We start from the raw sequence: 15,832 nt of genomic DNA on the forward strand, positions 1-15,832 counted from the left end.
TCAATCGCAGAAGCAATATTATAAGCAGGGTTTGAGCTCTCGTGAGAAATTGGCGCTTGCACCGATCCGGAAATACCGATTTCTAGCCCTGCCCTGACTTATTTCTTTGCGTTTTCTACGGCTTTCTTCGTCATTTCATCGACCCATTTATCGATGTTGCCATTATCACGGTTCTCTTTGATGACTTCGTTGACGATCTTGATAAAGTCTTCATTGCCCTTAGGTACGGCGACCGAGGAGCCTTTGCTGTCTATTTTGAAGAATACATTCGTCGGAGCCAGATCAGGATTCGTGATGAGGTACTGTCCGCCGACGATGCTCTGTACCGGGACAGCATCGACTTTGCCCTGCTGGAGTTCCAAAAGCGCATCCGGAACCTTCGTCAAAGATACGACCTGTGCATCTTTGATCTGCTCGTTGGTCAGCTTTTCCTGCAGAGAAGACTTCTGGACGGCGATCTTTTTGCCATTGAAATCAGCCAGCGTCTTGTACTTGCCTGCATCTTCCTTACGGACAAGGAGGGTATGCTTGCCGACGAGGTAGCTGTCGGAGAAATCGACAGTCTTCTCTCGTTCTGCAGTCGGAGTGATGGCGGAAATCGCAATATCGATCTTGCCTGTCGTGATAGAAGCCAGGAGCGACTGGAAAGTCATGTCCTGTACTTCGAGCTTGACGCCGAGCTTCTTCGCAACGGCTTCTGCGATTTTGATATCGATCCCCGTGATGGATTTTTTATCCTTGACTGAAGTATCCAGGAATTCGTAAGGCGGGAAGCCCGGTGCTGTACCTACCACGAGTTTACCGTCTTTCTTGATTTTCTGAAGGAGAGCGCCCTGTCCTGCCGCACTCGATGCTGCAGAAGAAGCGGCTTTGTCTCCGCCGCAGCCGGTAAGGGCAAATACACCGCAGGCTGCCACACCCAGGATGACCAGTTTCAACATTTTATTCATCATCTATACCCTCTTTGCTTTCTTTTCACATGTAGTTGGATTGGATGCAATAAATATACACCTATTTGCATGAAAATGCAATAGTCACGTATAAAAAACAATGGCGATGTGAAATAACGATCATCTCATTTTCGCGTTCCATCTGCCGCGGGGGACTTGCAACTCTCATAGGAGTGACCGGGAAACCTTATCCCAGCTGTCTTTCATGCCATAGTCACCCTATCCGCCCCTGCGGGCACCTTCCCCTAGGGGGGGAAGGCTGCGATACAAGAATACCATCTTCTAAAAAAGGCGGCGAAGCCGCCACCTCAACCTTGAACCCTGAACCCTGAACAATGAAAGCAAAGTAAAAAGGGGCTGTGAAGAAATGAGGATTCATTTCTTTACAGTCCCTTTGTTTACATGAGGGATCGTATACATCATATGTATGTGTCAGGGCAGAGCTCTTGATCGCTAAGAGCATATCCTCTCAAAACGAATGCCCGATGGGCGCTGCTGCCCGCGCAGAAGCGATAAGCCGCATTATCTGTTACTTTCCTCGACGAGCTTCATGATCTCATCTTTCTTCTCTTCGAGGAGCGATCGGTCTCCCATCGTCTCCATATTGAAACGTATAAGAGGCTCCGTATTCGATGGACGGAGATTGAAACGCCAATTTTCAAACTCAAGCCCTACGCCATCCGTAGGATCGATAGCCAAGGCTTTCGGTGCATAGGCTGCCTTGACTGCAGCGAGGGTTTTCTCCACATTTTGGGCTGGCAGATTGATCTCTCCGCTCACGGGGAATTCTTTCTCCATTTCAGCGACCATTTCGCCAAGGTGCCTGCCTGTCTCGCTCATAAGCTCTGTCACGATGAGCCATGGGATCATACCGGAGTCACAGTAAGAGAAGTCACGGAAAAAATGATGGGCACTGTTTTCAGCTCCATAAATGCCATGGACGCGACGCATAGTCTCCTTCATGAAAGCATGTCCCCCCTTCGATTCGACGGGCACACCTCCATAGAGACGGCAGATCTTTTCCGTATTCCAGAAGACGCGCGGATCGTGAATGATGATCTCTCCGGGATGCCTCTTGAGAAAATAGGATGCAAGCAGTCCTACCATGTAGCAGCCTTCTACGAATTTCCCATTTTCATCGATGAAGAAGCAGCGGTCAAAGTCTCCGTCCCAGGCGATCCCGAGATCTGCTTTTTCTTCGAGCACCTTCTCCTTGAGCGGCTTCTGGCACTCTTCCAGCATCGGATTCGGCACACCATGAGGGAAGCTTCCGTCCGGCTCCATATATAATTCTGTAAAAGTAAAGGGCAGGTGTTTCTTTAGTTCCGCGAAGGCGATATTGGCACAGCCATTTCCTGCATCCACCACAATGTGAAGTGGCTTCATCTTCGTGACATCCACAAAGGAGAGGATACAGTCGATGTAGTCCTGGAGAATCTGTCTCGCAAAGATCTTCCCTTTTTTCTCTGCCTCGGGAAAATCACCGGAGAATGCGAGTGCTTCGATGTCTTTCAGTCCCGTATCAGCACTGACAGGGATCCCCCCTTCGCGCACAAGTTTTAAGCCATTGTAATTCGATGGATTATGGCTCGCGGTAATCATGATGCCGCCGGAAAGTCCGTAATGGAACGTAGCGAAGTACATCATTTCCGTCCCGCAAAGGCCGATGTCCATCACATCCGCGCCGCCATCCGTCAGACCTCGCATGACAGCCTTAGCGATGGCAGGAGAGCTCGGACGGATATCATAGCCGACACACATCGCCTGCGGATGGTAGAGTGCTGCATACGCGCGACCTACGCGATATGCCAAGTCTTCGTTCACCTCCGCCCCCACGACACCGCGAATATCATAGGCTTTGAAGCCTTTATGAGAAAGTAGGAGTGGTTGCATGGTATTTCTTCCTTTTTGAAAAACCGAAGGAGACAGGGAGCCGATCATCGTCAGACAGCATCCATCGGCAAATCTGATCCGTCGATTGGATCCCCATGTCCCTAACATCATCAGTCAGTCATCTTCGACACGTCTTTTCCCATCCGAGAGAGCACCTGCACATATCCGTCGGCGCCGAATTTCAAGCAGCGCTTCACGCGGGAAATCGTGGCAGTGCTTGCGCCCGTCGCTTCTTCGATGCGGTCATACTTATCTCCCGCTTCGAGCATACGTGCCACTTCCAGACGCTGCGACATGTCACGCAGTTCATTGATCGTACAAAGGTCTTCAAAAAATTCATAGCACTCCTCTCTCGTCTTCAAAGTCAGAATGCCATCGAAAAGCTGATCCGTCAGCGGATTCACCAGTCTGTGATTCACACTCATTGATATGTCCTCCTGTCATTGGGTAGTTATAGTTACGATACTTTAGTATATTATAGCATTAGAGGCGAAGCGGTGCAAAAGGAAAATGGGTTGGGAGTGGCTTGTGACTAGTGACTGGTGACTAAATACTAGCTTCGGGTCTCGCCATTATTTTATACTTCGCGGCGCTGCTATACTTTTATGCGCCGCACCACCATTTCGCATTTCTCATTTTTAATTTCTCATTCAAGCGATGCTTTCGCACGAAATTAAGGGCAGCACGCCCCACGGGCTCCCCCTTCCCCCCTATTGACTTTCCTTCTCATAAAGAGTACAATTCATTCAATCGGCTTTGTCGATTGAATTACATACGACTTTCATCATGAGTGGCGGAGGGACTGGCCCTTTGAAGCCACGGCAACCATCTTTATGAAACGGTGCCAATTCCAGCGAGTGTATTCTCGAAAGATGATGCGACTGCAAGCTTTCATCTTCCGATGAAAGTTTTTTGTTTTTATGAGGAGACTCCAATGATTGAACTCAAACATATAACGAAAGTATATGGCAATTTCAAAGCACTGGACGACGTCAGCGTCACCATCAGAGATGGTGAGATCTACGGTATCGTCGGGCAGTCCGGTGCAGGGAAATCGACCCTGGTCCGCTGCATCAATATGCTTGAACCACCGACCACAGGCGAAGTCCTGATCAATGGCAAAGACATGATGAAGCTCTCCAAGGCGGAACTGCGCAGCGAGCGCAAAGGCATCGGCATGATCTTCCAGCATTTCAACCTGCTGTCCTCCCGCACAGTGGCAGGAAATATCGCATTCCCTTTGGAGCTTGCCAATGTGCCGAAGGCAGAGCAGAAGAAACGCATCGATGACATCCTCGAGATGGTCGGTCTCACTGAGTACAAAGATAAGTACCCCGCAAAGCTCTCCGGCGGACAGAAGCAGCGTGTCGGCATCGCACGCGCTATCGTGTCCAATCCATCCGTACTTCTCTCCGATGAAGCGACCTCTGCGCTGGATCCGGAAACGGTCAAATCCATCCTGCAGCTGCTGAAAGATATCAATAAGAAGCTCGGCATCACCATCATCATGATCACGCATCAGATGGAAGTCATCAAGGAGATCGCTGAACGTGTCGCCGTCATCGAACATGGCCGCATCATCGAAGAAGGCTCCGTCGTCGATCTTTTCACCAATCCGCAGACTCCGACTCTGAAAAAATTCGTCGGCTCGGTCATGTCTTCGGAAGTACCGGAACAGCTCTCCCACATGGATATCCATGCTGATAAAGAGAACGCGGACGACCAGACCGTCCTCTCCCTCTCCTTCCGCGGCGACGTCGCAAATGAACCGATCATCGCCAACCTCATCAAAAAGTACAATCTGGACGTATCTATCCTGTACGGTTCCATCGACTACATCCAGAATGTATCCTTCGGCCGTCTCATTATCACCATCATTGGCGATGACAGCGATATGCAAGAAGCGCTCAGTCATCTGAAATCGTTACCTATCACAAGCGAGGTGCTCGGATATGTCTCCAGTCATTAGTAATCTTCTTCTGAAAAGTACGGCAGAAACCTTCTACATGCTCGGCGTTTCTGCCCTGATCGCCGCTGTCGTCGGCATTCCTCTGGGGATCCTCCTCGTCGTCACGGAGAAAAACGGCATTCTCGCCTGCCGCCTGCTCAATAAGCCGCTCGCTTTTGTCATCAATATGATCCGCTCCATCCCATTCATCATTCTGATGGTCGCGATCATTCCTCTCACCCGTCTCATCGCCGGCACCTCCATCGGCACCACCGCAGCCATCGTCCCACTGACCATCGCTGCGATCCCCTACACCGCCCGCATGGTCGAGACCTCCATCCGTGAAGTTCCCTTCGGCCTCATCGAAGCAGCTGAATCCATGGGCGCTTCCCCATTCCAGATCATCAAGAAAGTCCTCATCCCGGAAGCCCTGCCTTCCGTCATTGAGAATATCACTGTCGTCATTGTCACCCTCATCGGTTCCTCCGCTATGGCAGGCACCATCGGCGGCGGCGGCTTAGGCGACCTCGCCATCCGCTACGGCTACCAGCGTTTCCAGGCCGACGTCATGGTGGCTACCATCCTCGTCCTTATCGTCGTCGTCCAGCTCATCCAGTTTATCGGAAGCAATCTTGCGAAAAAGGCGAATAAGAAGTAAAAAATGGATAAGCCTGGGGAATGGAGACTGGCTATGTCCGCCTTCTCCTCTGCGTCCTCTATATGCGCCCTGCCCCATGCCTCTTATCAGGTTTTCCACCGGATCTATAGGAAATGCGAATTCTCCCGCTTCCATACATAGACACCGGATTTTATAAAAGAAGGGAAGTATATTTATGTTAAAGAAACTCGTCATCGCTGGACTTTGCGCCCTCTCCGCAGCAGCCATCATCACCGGCTGTGGTTCCAACGCAAAGCCAGCCTCCTCGGCCGCTGCCTCTGTACAGGAAAAGAAAGAGATCACCGTCGGTGCTACGGCTGGTCCGCATGCAGAAGTCGTCGAAGCCGCTGCCAAAGAAGCTGAAAGCAAAGGTCTCAAGGTCAATGTGAAGGAATTCTCCGACTATGTCACTCCGGACCAGGCACTCGCTGACGGCGATCTCGACCTCGTTGTCTACCAGCATGAACCGTTCCTGAAGAACTTCAACAAACAGCACAATACAAACCTCGTCTCTATCGGCAAAGCTATCCTGATGCGCATGGGCGTCTACTCCGATAAGTATAAGGATATCAAGGATCTGCCGGACGGCGCTACCGTCTCCATCCCGAACGACCCGACCAATGAAGGCCGTGGTCTCCAGCTGCTCGAAAAAGCAGGCGTCATCAAGCTGAAGGAAGGCGTCGGCATGAAAGCCACCCCGGCAGATGTCGTAGAAAACCCGAAACACCTGAAATTCCAGGAACTCGAAGCCGCTCAGCTTCCAAGAAGCCTTGCTGATGTCGATGCATCCGTCATCACCATGAACTACGTCATGAGCTCCGGACTTTCCCCGAAAGACCAGGGCATCTTCCTCGAAGACAAGGATACCCCGCTCGCCGTTATGATCATCGCTGCCCGCGAGAAGGACAAGGATCAGCCGGCTTATCAGAAATTCGTCAAGTACTATCAGTCTGAATCCGTCAAGAAATTCATCGCTGAAAAATACAAAGGCACCATCGTTCCTGCTTGGGAATAATGAAATAGAAATAAAAAAGATCGCGCAAGCGGTCTTTTTTTGGTGTGGGGAACCGGTCTATGGATTCAAAAGTGTGAATGTCAATGAAAAAGTGAACCACATGACCGTGAATTTTTGAGCCACTGTGATTGCGAAAAACTGAGCCATGTGGCCGTGAATTTCTGAGCCACTTTGAGCGTAAAAAACTACGACTTCCTTCTGCGCGCATTTTGGAAGCGATACGATTCGCCATTCATGTTAAGGATATGGGAGTGGTAGGTCAGGCGATCTACCAATGCCGCAACCAGTGTGGCATTCTTGAACATCTCAGGCCATTTGGAAAACTCAAGATCGGTCGTAATCATGACGCTTATTCGTTCTGAACGTTCGGCTATGACCTTGAAAAGGGGCTCCGATTCATGAATAACCAGTTTACAATCTCTCATATATAATGCTATTATTCAGGTCTTGATATTTTGAGCGTTATGGATTCACGTCCCTTCTTATAAGTTATTTCATCCCCTTCTATTTTAACTACTTTCCATGAATCATCTAATATTGGAGATGTCGCTTCAATATAAGCTTCATCTAGTTTTCGGACCAATTCTTTAAATTGTTTATCATATTCCTTCTTTCTTCTTTTTCCTTCAATATGTTTTTCTATATGATCTATAGCATCTTCTTCATTTTCATATTTGAATTTGAAGGAGCTAAACCCAAGCATGCGTGAGACCCCCTTTACCGGTGGACGATAGCAAGGATAGTAAACTAGTTTTCCCTTTCTCACATATTTATTAACATAGTATTCATTTCCATCATCATCTGTCTCTATTATTTTTATGTCATTCATCAAGTGAAAATAATCGTATATTTTATATATGACATCGTTATAAAGATCCTCTTCATCATAATATTCACCAGGTCTAAAATAATGCTTCTCGTCTTCATTATCTATGAAGCCAAAATTATAACCAAATATCTTTCTTTCGGTCGGAGGACAAGTTTCGATACAATAATGCCTTAGTATTTTTACATGTATACCCGTGTGCACATGCAAAACAGTTCGATTTTATCGAGTGTTTCAAAAATCTCACTTTATTTTCTTCTTATCTATGACATACGCAAAATAGCCCCTGCAGATACAGGGGCTGTGTCTTTTTTACAACGATTCGTAATACTCACGAATCTTGTTTGCCATCAATTTTCTTCGCTTAACTAGGAAATCGGAGTAATCAGTGATATCCATATTTTCAAATCCATCTGGAACGCAGTTTTGGCGCAAATTATCTTTCAGTACCTCCTTATCGACAATACTTCCATATTGAGGAATTTTGGACTCGCACTGACTCAATATGTTTTTCATATAGATACACGGGGCATCATCACTGATTCGGATATTGATTTCCTGCTGAAGGAATACGTAATTCGCGATCTGGTTGTACATCGATTTAAGCAGACCATGATCCGTCAAATACTTTTTAGGAAACAGATGATGAATATCGCCGCGATTTTCCAACATGCTCTCCACTTCGATGTGTTCTGACAAGAAGCCTTTGTCATGCGATTTTGCTTGTGCTGCTAAGAAAATATTGAAATAGGGGCTGCTTGCTACGGAAGTATCCAATTTCTGTAAGAGCGTAACATTCCAGAAAGCAGCAGAAAGTTCCCCTGCTTCAGTCACATTCAAATATTCTACCGGGTCATCATAAGAGAAGAAACGCTTGATATCATAATCAAACATGGATTCAGGGGAGCTGGAATACCGTCCTGTCAAAATCGAGAGCACCACCCAGTGCCGCACGATTTTTTCGATGATACCATCGGCCACCTTGCGCTCCCGCAGTGCCAAGTAAAGTGCATAACCAAAGTTCAACACATTCTGCGAGCGTATCAAGGAAGGCTTCACAATACCCGCCGAATTTATGATCATAAGGAATCGTTCGTAATTGGTCTGATTGATGGTATGCAATACCGCATCATGCAATTTGGCAAAAGAGTCCTCTTCGATTTCAATTTTAAATTCTCGTGTTTCAAAATCACGGCCAGACAGCAAACTAACCAGATCTGCTAATCTGCCTCTTTTGAATTTGTAGGTGAATGCCACGCGCAAAACATCAGCATAGGATGTTTTATATATAGGATTCACTTTTCCGGCGGCCCATTTGATGGCATCGAATTCTGGCTTAGACGCAAAATCCGTGTCATTTGCTTTGATATCTTTCAAATCTTCTGGGGATTCCAGCAAGTGACAGAAATAATCGATGGTCTTCCTGGTCAGATTTCCTCCGTATGCTTCATTAGAGGAAATCTTTGACATGGCAAAATCGGCTTGTGACAATACGACCCCTTTGGAATTGATTCGAATAAAAATATCTGTGACGCTATCAATATCCAAGTCTGCATTCAAGCTGATAACGCCTAATCTATTATCCTGAATTCCACGAAGTTTAGTAAAAATGTCACTGATTCGAGACATTTGATTATTGTCATTTAGCCCATTCTTTTGGCAATAATCCATGACCTGGGAGAAAAAATTAAAATTCGACTCAAACATTTTCGAGATATCCGGAATCCACTTACTACTCTTTTGATTTGCGGAGTTGGATACTTCAAATGTTTCTTCCAGAGGATTAAATGCGATGACAATCCGTTTCCATTTATAGTGAGAATCAAGAACTTCATTCCCTGCAATAGCCGCTGACAGTGCTGTAATACGCTGCTGCCCGTCAATTAGTACTTTTTTCCCAGAAGAAGTTGTCCCATCTTTCAGTTTAACTTTCGGATTTTGCCATACAATAATGTAGCCAACGGGAAAGCCTTTATATAAGGAGTCTAACAAATCACGAACTTTGGAGGCGTCCCAGACAAATGGGCGCTGCATCTCCGGAATAGCAATTTCTCCAGCCTTTATATCTGACAATATCGTATCCACAGCGAAATTATTGACATCGTATCGAGCCATCATCGCACCCCATTCTGTAAAAAGTTTAAATAATCCTCAGCACTCACTATAATGATCTTTGACAAATATTATAGCATAGAGCACACAAGAACACGAAAAAGAGCCCCTGAAAAACAGGGACTCTCTCTTTTTAAATTTACTTACCTTACGCTCACCGCTTTGCCATCTGTCTCTGATACATAGAGATCAGTGCATCCTGCAGAACCTGAGAAAAGTTTACATGATTGGTCTCTGCGAATGTATTCAGCCAGGCAGGAATCGTCAGATTTTTTCGAACTGCTTTATTTCCATAGCGCTCTTCATAGGCGTTCATGTCCAGAACCAATATATTTACAAATCCATCCGGGCTATCTGGATGAATGGTGCTCCGATCACTCGCTGCCGGAACCGGACGGCCTTCTTCCATTTCATCCAATACCCAGCTGGAAGCGGCATCGGTTGCCATGGCGATTGCATCCTCCAAAGAATCTCCTTCGCTGATGCATCCGGGAAGGTCAGGAACAACTACCGTATAAGCGCCTGGCTTATCTTCACACGGATAGAAGCAAGCAGGATAAAGTAATTTTTTCATAGGAATCGCCCCCTTATCAAATCAATCGGGACGTATCAAGTCCCGCAGCAGTAAAAATCGATTTCACTGTTCTTTTATCTAGGGAAACACTGATTAAATCGTTGTCAGATTTTACTCTTGAATTTTTATACATAGCGAGGAATAACCTGACGCGAATAGCGAGCTATTTAAGGAGGGCTATGACGAAGCTATATATAAAAATTCTTGTAAAATCTGACTCTGCTATTTAATCAGCGTTTCCCTAGATCGCCTCTGTGACAGGGAACGGTAATCTTTCCCGGTCTCCCAGGATGCGTGTATTGATAGTGAGAGCCTCTCACAGCCTTTTGGACCCACCCGTTGTCTTCCAGTATTTTGATGACTTCTCTGAATTTCATTGTTCCGCCCTCCTTTCTTTATTATACGCATTATGCGCATTTTGTAAAGGCCACTTATCATTGTCCAAAATGATTGGCTATCAGACATAAAAAACAGCATAGCCGCAATCACGACTATGCCGTTTTTTCATGAAATAGAAGGTTTAGGGTTCAGAGAAACAGGTTCAACGGGTTCAATAGGTTCTGAGGGTTCAACAGGTGTGGTGCAGCGCATAAAATAGTAGAGCGCCGCTCTTTCCCCGTTGAACCTTCTGAACCCCTGGAACCTGTCGAACCCGCTAAACCAGTCACCAATTAGTACAATGCTTCATTAGCAATGACGAGGCGCTGTACCTGATTCGTTCCTTCATAGATCTGCATGATCTTGGCATCACGCATGTATTTTTCATTCGGATTTTCACGGGAGTACCCATTACCGCCCATGACCTGCACCGCTGTCGTGGTGACTTCCATCGCCGTATCCGAAGCGAAACACTTCGACATAGCGGAGAACATGGACGCCCTCTTATCTCCCTGCATCTTCAGCCAGCAAGCCTTATAGACAAGCGCGCGTGCCGCTTCCGTCTTGGTGACCATATTCGCGATCATTTCCTGTACCATTTCGAAAGAAGCGATCTTCTGGCCGAACTGCTTTCTCTGGTGTGCATAGTGGATGGCATTTTCCAGTGCAGCCTGTGCGATACCGACAGAAATCGCACCGACGACCGGACGGGATGTTTCAAGCGTCTGCATAGCGATGCGGAAGCCCATGCCTTCACGACCGATGCGGGCGCTTGTCGGAACGAAGCAATCATCAAAAATGATTTCCGATGTAGCCGAAGCGCGGATCCCCATCTTGTCCTCTTCCTTGCCGATGGAGACGCCTGGCGTATTTCTATCGACAGTGAAAACGGTGAGGCCACGAATACCGCCCGACTCACGGGTATTGGCAAAGAGTGTGATTTTGTCACAGATCGGCGCATTGGTGATGAAGCACTTCGTACCATTCAGGACATAGCCGCCATCGACCTTTTTGGCCTTACAGGATACCGCACCTGCATCAGAGCCTGCTCCCGGTTCCGTCAGCGCAAAGCAGGCGATCCCACCGTTGTTCAGGCAGTCAAAGTATTCCTTTTTCTGTTCATCGCTGCCGGCGAAAAGGATCGGGAAGGAAGCAAGCGAATTGGCTGCGCAAACAGTCGCAGTACCTGCACAGCCCTTTGCGAGCTCTTCACTGATCATCGCACCCGTCAACAGATCGAGTCCTGCTCCGCCATATTCCTTCGGAACAGCCAGCTGAGTCATACCGGACTGTTTCAAAATCTTCAACAGTTCCGGATCCATGACACCGCTCTTATCGATGTCCAGAGCGCGCGGCGCGATCTCCTTCTGTGCGATTTCCTTCGCCAGATTTACCAGCTCCTGCTGCTTTGCATCTAATGTAAAGTCCATTCTCGTTCCTCCATGAAATCAAAGTGCTTCTTCTGCCAGGGCTTCCCCCTAAAATTTTACTATATTGCTATTATTATAACAGATATGCTGGGCTTTCGGATGGAAAAATATAAAAATACTCGCAGAATCCACGCCTCCATCTTCCCTGAGACCGCCCTGTCTCCCGTACCTTTTTCCGTCAGCTCCTGCACCTAGGCTTTGCCGCCGTCCTGCTTCCCTAATGCTTCGTACACTTCTGCCAATGTCATAATAAGAACCTCCTGTGTTCTTCACTCTTTGGGCTTCTATCCCAATAAAAAAGGCCGTTCTTTAACGCCTGCGGCAGGGCTCCCGTCCCTTTGGACTTAGTGTAAAATTTTACTCGGTAGGGGAATTTTTCCAGAAACAATAAAAGAGGAAAGCCTCCCTTTGAGTGGAAATGTTATAATTTCCGTGCACAAATAAAACAAAGAAAGGGCTTTCCTCATGGATATTATAACAAAAACTGGAGAAATTTGGAGTGAAAATGCAATTGGTGCAGTCATTTCTCTCATTAAGAAATCTGATGACTCTATCGAGGCTGAAAGGAAGCTAACTCATTGGCTCACTGAAATGAACTGTCAGCTTATAGCTATGGCTCTGGCGCGTATTGACACTGAGCTGTATCAGATTTACAAGGTACAGGGGTGGCGTGTGGCACGCCGGGACCCTAGGACGATTTGCTGCCGCTATGGAGAGCTGACCTATACCCGAAGACTTCTGCAGAAAGAAGGGAAGAGCTTCTATCCCCTGGACTGCAAAATGGGCTTTGAGTCCAGAAAGCACTACAGCCTGGGAATGATTGAGCGGATTGTCGAGTCTGTCGCAATTACGACATCCCGCAGTGCCAGTGAACTCCTGCAAAACCTGGCAGGGATTACCATCTCCCATCAGTCCGTTATCTCACTTAAGAATTATGCCGGTAAGAAGGCAAAGGCTTACGAAAAAGCATTCGTAGAAGAGAAGAAGGATAAAAAGCCAGTACAGCCGGAGATTATAGCGATTGAAGGGGATGGAATCATCCTCAAAAACAAGAAGAAAGGCGAGGTCTCGGAGGTGCATCGCCTCCAGGTATACGAAGGAGTCAGGAAAAATGGCAACAGGACAGAACTGGTAGGACTTCGCTGTTTTGCGTCCACCAGCAGGAAAGAACTTTTTGCAATGGCAGCAAGCTATCTGCATGGGCACTATGACCTGTCTAAGACCACGGTGCTATCGAATGGGGATGGAGGGTCCGGGTACCAGTTTCAGGACTTTGAGCAAATGGTAGAAGGCTGCCTGGATCACCAGCACTTCCGTGACTGCTATCATGTACATGAAAAGATCCGGACCCGGCTCAGCTTCTGCAAGAGGGAACTGGTAGACCGTATGATCCGAGAGTTTCACCAGACCGACGATATTATGAAACGGATTCCCGTATGGATGGACACTGCCCGGAGCTGCGCCCGAACAGAGGCGGATTTGGAGGAGGTAAACAAACTGCAAAGCTATCTGGAAAGAAATGCTCCCTATATCCCAAGCCTGAGCCAGCGCGGCATCCATACAGAAATCCACTTGGGTACTGCAGAAACGAATCACCGGTTCTACAGCTATCGCATGAAACGGCAGGGGCGGAGCTGGTCCAGCGAAGGAATGGAGTGCATGGTCTGGGTACTGACCGCCCGGAAGAATAAGACGCTTACGCAAGCCCTCTTGTACCATGCTAATGGGAAGAGCTACAAAAAGATGGATAGAGCCATGCACAAAGCCGTGGTGCAGGCAGAGCGCAGAATGAGAAACTATAGGCCAGGATGCCTGGAAGGGCGTATAGGCATTTATGGAGCTTCTTCTTCCCCCATGGGAAGACTTGCCAGAGCAATACAGAAATACTGATTAAACCGAAGCCACGGAGATAGTAATTATCGACAGTCAAATGAATTACCGAGGAAAACTTGACACTTATCCCTTTGGAAAGGCGTGTTTGTTACCATTTTGAATTATGCTATAATATATAGAAAAGGATGACTAGAACCTTCGCCCTTTATTGGTGGGGGCTGGTCATCCTTTTTTTGATACCGTTATTTGAAAGGCAATAAAAAAGCACTCGCAAGAGCGCTTTAGATTGTTAGATATCCCTCGGCAGGCGTCGCCTCTCCTGCATCTCTTTTGACCGTGAAGGTGCGTGGTTGCAACGGAATTTACCACCTCGAGGGATTTCCATAATCATTATACTTCATTTTTAGTCTCCGACTATGCCTATTCGCCTAAAAAATTCATCTGCTAACGGGTCCCCTTTCTCAAAATTAGCGGGGTCCCAATCTTCTCCATATTCCTTAGCGATAGCTTCGTCTAACTCTTCATCGGTCATTTTTTCTAGATCCTCGTTACTCATTTTTATCGCCTCCTACAATATTTTCGACCGCTTCCGCACCGACGCAGCGTTGGCTGTTGATTTGCCATTCCCTGCCCTCTTGATAATGTGGATTTACGGAAGCGAGCTTCTCCGCGGCGGTCTTCTTTTCAGCAATGAAAAGGAATTGTTTCAGTTTATCTTGTTCGTTCACTGGTCTTCCTGCCTGCATTATACCATTAGTGATTTGACATTGCATTACTTCATCGGAATCCCCCCTCGCATACTGCTTCCAGCTGGCTCCCTTCTGGACTTCCTTTGCCCCATTCACTCCGGCAAGCGTCTTGTCTTTCGGCTCTTCGCTTGTCACTCGCATGGATCCATGAAATATGGGAACCACACGGCACATGCAGTTCGGATGGACTGGCAGCTTCTAATGTCATAATAAGAACCTCCCGTGTTCTTCACTCTTTGGGCTTCTATCCCAATAAAAAAGGCCGTTCTTTAACGCCTGCGGCAGGGCTCCCGTCCCTTTGGAAAAGCAATAAAAAAGCACCTGCATACGCAAGTGCTTTTATTCTGTTTTGTTAATCAAGCCAGGCTTCTGCCATTACCTGCTTTTTATATTCCTCAAACAGTTCCTTTGCTTCTGGCGGCGCATCCGCCTTCAAACCTCCTCTTTGGGCAAAATATGGCTCTAACTTTCTTTCCAACTCTTCCACCGTTTCAGAGAATTTCATTGTTGGCATCGCACTCACCTTCCTTTCAATAATTCATGCGTCCTATATTCCGTAAAGAACTCATCATATCGGCCAAGCTTGTATATTTTAGTAGCATATGAACTTACACTATCCACATCATACCCTTTAGCTATTAGCTTGTCAAATATCCCCGCATACTCAGCACATAGTATATTTATTTGTTGAAATCTGTTATTTTACCATGCTTTGCCATATACTTTTGGGCGTCTTTCCAATGATACAATTCGTGTATTAACGTTGATAGACGATTATTATCGCTACTTAGGTGCTCTTTCACCCACTTTGAATCTAACAAGTGCACATTTATAGCCAGTTGATTCCTTATACAGTCAAACGTTCCTACAGCAGGTCCCATTTCATTATCGCTTGCAATAATAACCTTTGGGAAATCCTTTAGCTCCGTTATCCCCATGAGGTTTATGCTTTCATTTAACTGCTTCTCGACTTCATGCACCATTTTAGGTTTTACAGGAACTCCGTCAGCGAAGGCCAAATCATATTTTGAGTTTAAAATAGGGCGAACCGTTAACATTTGCCCTCTATACATTCCATATTTTTCCAAATCTCCATATTCAGGGATTTTGTACGCTTGTACCGTTTGCGCTATTCGACATTGCATCACTTCATCGGAATCCCCCCCCTCACATACTGCTTCCAGCTGGCTTCCTTCTGGACTTCCTCCGCCCCATTCACGCCGAGAAGTGAACAGCGCTGCATCTCTGTAAGGATCATGATGTAGGCGAGCCCCCCCCGCAAGCGTCTTGTCTTTCGGTTCTTCGCTTGTCACTCGCATGGATCCATGAAATATGGGAACCACCCGGCACATGCAGTTCGGATGGACTGGCAGCTTCTAATGTCATAATAAGAACCTCCCGTGTTCTTCACTCTTTGGGCTTCTATCCCAATAAAAAAGGCCGTTCTTTAACGCCTGCGGCAGGGC

17 protein-coding genes and 1 riboswitch are annotated in these 15,832 nt (G+C 47.0%); of the genes, 4 read left to right on the top strand and 13 right to left on the bottom strand.

Translation table 11 applies throughout. The features are described from left to right. Window positions 1-98 precede the first annotated feature (98 nt). The 3 genes from ACGG9R_RS06520 to ACGG9R_RS06530 form a co-directional block, all read right to left on the bottom strand. The gene (locus tag ACGG9R_RS06520; protein ID WP_390152951.1) at window positions 99-953 is read right to left on the bottom strand and encodes a transporter substrate-binding domain-containing protein; all 855 of its coding nucleotides are present in this window, start codon (window positions 951-953) and stop codon (window positions 99-101) included. A gap of 519 nt (window positions 954-1,472) precedes the next feature. Then, the gene (locus ACGG9R_RS06525; protein ID WP_390152954.1) at window positions 1,473-2,843 is read right to left on the bottom strand and encodes a phosphomannomutase; all 1,371 of its coding nucleotides are present in this window, start codon (window positions 2,841-2,843) and stop codon (window positions 1,473-1,475) included. A 110-nt stretch (window positions 2,844-2,953) separates the two neighbouring features. After that, entirely contained in the window at window positions 2,954-3,268 is a 315-nt protein-coding gene (locus ACGG9R_RS06530; RefSeq protein ID WP_390152957.1) for a YerC/YecD family TrpR-related protein, read from the bottom strand. A gap of 353 nt (window positions 3,269-3,621) precedes the next feature. Continuing rightward, a riboswitch (SAM riboswitch) is annotated at window positions 3,622-3,722 on the top strand. A gap of 55 nt (window positions 3,723-3,777) precedes the next feature. On the opposite strand from ACGG9R_RS06530, the gene ACGG9R_RS06535 reads away from it, so the two are divergent. The 3 genes from ACGG9R_RS06535 (at window position 3,778) to ACGG9R_RS06545 (ending at window position 6,464) form a co-directional block, all read left to right on the top strand. Then, window positions 3,778-4,812 (top strand): methionine ABC transporter ATP-binding protein, encoded by a 1,035-nt coding sequence (locus ACGG9R_RS06535; protein ID WP_390152960.1) that lies wholly within the window; start codon window positions 3,778-3,780, stop codon window positions 4,810-4,812. Next, a complete protein-coding gene (locus ACGG9R_RS06540; protein WP_390152963.1) occupies window positions 4,796-5,449 on the top strand; it encodes a methionine ABC transporter permease in 654 nt (217 codons plus the stop codon). The genes ACGG9R_RS06535 and ACGG9R_RS06540 overlap by 17 nt, the downstream gene beginning before the upstream one ends. A 175-nt stretch (window positions 5,450-5,624) precedes the next feature. Continuing rightward, on the top strand, window positions 5,625-6,464 hold the full coding sequence (locus tag ACGG9R_RS06545) for a MetQ/NlpA family ABC transporter substrate-binding protein (RefSeq protein WP_390152966.1): 840 nt from the start codon (window positions 5,625-5,627) through the stop codon (window positions 6,462-6,464). A gap of 185 nt (window positions 6,465-6,649) precedes the next feature. On the opposite strand, the gene ACGG9R_RS06550 is transcribed toward ACGG9R_RS06545, so the two are convergent. The 6 genes from ACGG9R_RS06550 to ACGG9R_RS06575 form a co-directional block, all read right to left on the bottom strand. Further along, window positions 6,650-6,889: an ATP-binding protein gene (locus ACGG9R_RS06550; protein WP_390152968.1), complete on the bottom strand. Its 240-nt coding sequence runs from the start codon at window positions 6,887-6,889 to the stop codon at window positions 6,650-6,652. Window positions 6,890-6,900: 11 nt separating this feature from the next. Next, complete coding sequence (locus ACGG9R_RS06555; protein ID WP_390152971.1) at window positions 6,901-7,494, bottom strand: hypothetical protein; 594 nt, start codon at window positions 7,492-7,494, stop codon at window positions 6,901-6,903. A gap of 108 nt (window positions 7,495-7,602) precedes the next feature. Then, complete coding sequence (locus ACGG9R_RS06560; RefSeq protein ID WP_390152974.1) at window positions 7,603-9,375, bottom strand: DUF262 domain-containing protein; 1,773 nt, start codon at window positions 9,373-9,375, stop codon at window positions 7,603-7,605. Between the two features lie 181 nt (window positions 9,376-9,556). After that, window positions 9,557-9,976, bottom strand: coding sequence for a type II toxin-antitoxin system HicB family antitoxin (locus ACGG9R_RS06565; RefSeq protein WP_390152976.1), 420 nt, complete (start codon window positions 9,974-9,976; stop codon window positions 9,557-9,559). A gap of 230 nt (window positions 9,977-10,206) precedes the next feature. Next, window positions 10,207-10,353, bottom strand: a complete 147-nt coding sequence (locus tag ACGG9R_RS06570) for a type II toxin-antitoxin system HicA family toxin (RefSeq protein ID WP_390152979.1) — start codon at window positions 10,351-10,353, stop codon at window positions 10,207-10,209. A gap of 294 nt (window positions 10,354-10,647) precedes the next feature. Beyond that, a complete protein-coding gene (locus ACGG9R_RS06575) occupies window positions 10,648-11,784 on the bottom strand; it encodes an acyl-CoA dehydrogenase family protein (RefSeq protein ID WP_022105754.1) in 1,137 nt (378 codons plus the stop codon). 465 nt (window positions 11,785-12,249) lie between these two features. Between ACGG9R_RS06575 and ACGG9R_RS06580 the strand changes: the two genes are divergently transcribed. After that, the gene (locus ACGG9R_RS06580) at window positions 12,250-13,674 is read left to right on the top strand and encodes an ISLre2 family transposase (RefSeq protein ID WP_390151423.1); all 1,425 of its coding nucleotides are present in this window, start codon (window positions 12,250-12,252) and stop codon (window positions 13,672-13,674) included. A gap of 346 nt (window positions 13,675-14,020) precedes the next feature. Here ACGG9R_RS06580 and ACGG9R_RS06585 read toward each other — a convergent pair whose 3' ends face one another. The 4 genes from ACGG9R_RS06585 to ACGG9R_RS06600 all read right to left on the bottom strand — a co-directional run bounded on the left by ACGG9R_RS06585 (window position 14,021) and on the right by ACGG9R_RS06600 (window position 15,679). Continuing rightward, a complete protein-coding gene (locus ACGG9R_RS06585) occupies window positions 14,021-14,173 on the bottom strand; it encodes a hypothetical protein (RefSeq protein ID WP_390152982.1) in 153 nt (50 codons plus the stop codon). Then, the gene (locus tag ACGG9R_RS06590) at window positions 14,166-14,501 is read right to left on the bottom strand and encodes a hypothetical protein (RefSeq protein WP_390152985.1); all 336 of its coding nucleotides are present in this window, start codon (window positions 14,499-14,501) and stop codon (window positions 14,166-14,168) included. The genes ACGG9R_RS06585 and ACGG9R_RS06590 overlap by 8 nt, the downstream gene beginning before the upstream one ends. 217 nt (window positions 14,502-14,718) lie before the next feature. Further along, window positions 14,719-14,880 carry a hypothetical protein gene (locus tag ACGG9R_RS06595; protein WP_390152988.1) on the bottom strand — a complete coding sequence of 54 codons (162 nt, stop codon included), beginning with the start codon at window positions 14,878-14,880 and terminating at the stop codon, window positions 14,719-14,721. A gap of 166 nt (window positions 14,881-15,046) precedes the next feature. After that, the gene (locus ACGG9R_RS06600) at window positions 15,047-15,679 is read right to left on the bottom strand and encodes a hypothetical protein (protein ID WP_390152990.1); all 633 of its coding nucleotides are present in this window, start codon (window positions 15,677-15,679) and stop codon (window positions 15,047-15,049) included. Window positions 15,680-15,832: the final 153 nt, after the last annotated feature.

It is taken from the genome of Dialister sp. i34-0019-2H8, from assembly GCF_042846925.1.
Lineage (GTDB): Bacteria > Bacillota > Negativicutes > Veillonellales > Dialisteraceae > Dialister.

What these genes read in the sequence shown, in the direction of transcription:
- ACGG9R_RS06520 (WP_390152951.1), bottom strand. Translation starts at nt 953, where the DNA reads ATGATGAATAAAATGTTGAAACTGGTCATCCTGGGTGTGGCAGCCTGC.
- ACGG9R_RS06525 (WP_390152954.1), bottom strand. Translation starts at nt 2,843, where the DNA reads ATGCAACCACTCCTACTTTCTCATAAAGGCTTCAAAGCCTATGATATT.
- ACGG9R_RS06530 (WP_390152957.1), bottom strand. Translation starts at nt 3,268, where the DNA reads ATGAGTGTGAATCACAGACTGGTGAATCCGCTGACGGATCAGCTTTTC.
- ACGG9R_RS06535 (WP_390152960.1), top strand. Translation starts at nt 3,778, where the DNA reads ATGATTGAACTCAAACATATAACGAAAGTATATGGCAATTTCAAAGCA.
- ACGG9R_RS06540 (WP_390152963.1), top strand. Translation starts at nt 4,796, where the DNA reads ATGTCTCCAGTCATTAGTAATCTTCTTCTGAAAAGTACGGCAGAAACC.
- ACGG9R_RS06545 (WP_390152966.1), top strand. Translation starts at nt 5,625, where the DNA reads ATGTTAAAGAAACTCGTCATCGCTGGACTTTGCGCCCTCTCCGCAGCA.
- ACGG9R_RS06550 (WP_390152968.1), bottom strand. Translation starts at nt 6,889, where the DNA reads ATGAGAGATTGTAAACTGGTTATTCATGAATCGGAGCCCCTTTTCAAG.
- ACGG9R_RS06565 (WP_390152976.1), bottom strand. Translation starts at nt 9,976, where the DNA reads ATGAAAAAATTACTTTATCCTGCTTGCTTCTATCCGTGTGAAGATAAG.
- ACGG9R_RS06570 (WP_390152979.1), bottom strand. Translation starts at nt 10,353, where the DNA reads ATGAAATTCAGAGAAGTCATCAAAATACTGGAAGACAACGGGTGGGTC.
- ACGG9R_RS06575 (WP_022105754.1), bottom strand. Translation starts at nt 11,784, where the DNA reads ATGGACTTTACATTAGATGCAAAGCAGCAGGAGCTGGTAAATCTGGCG.
- ACGG9R_RS06580 (WP_390151423.1), top strand. Translation starts at nt 12,250, where the DNA reads ATGGATATTATAACAAAAACTGGAGAAATTTGGAGTGAAAATGCAATT.
- ACGG9R_RS06585 (WP_390152982.1), bottom strand. Translation starts at nt 14,173, where the DNA reads ATGAGTAACGAGGATCTAGAAAAAATGACCGATGAAGAGTTAGACGAA.
- ACGG9R_RS06595 (WP_390152988.1), bottom strand. Translation starts at nt 14,880, where the DNA reads ATGCCAACAATGAAATTCTCTGAAACGGTGGAAGAGTTGGAAAGAAAG.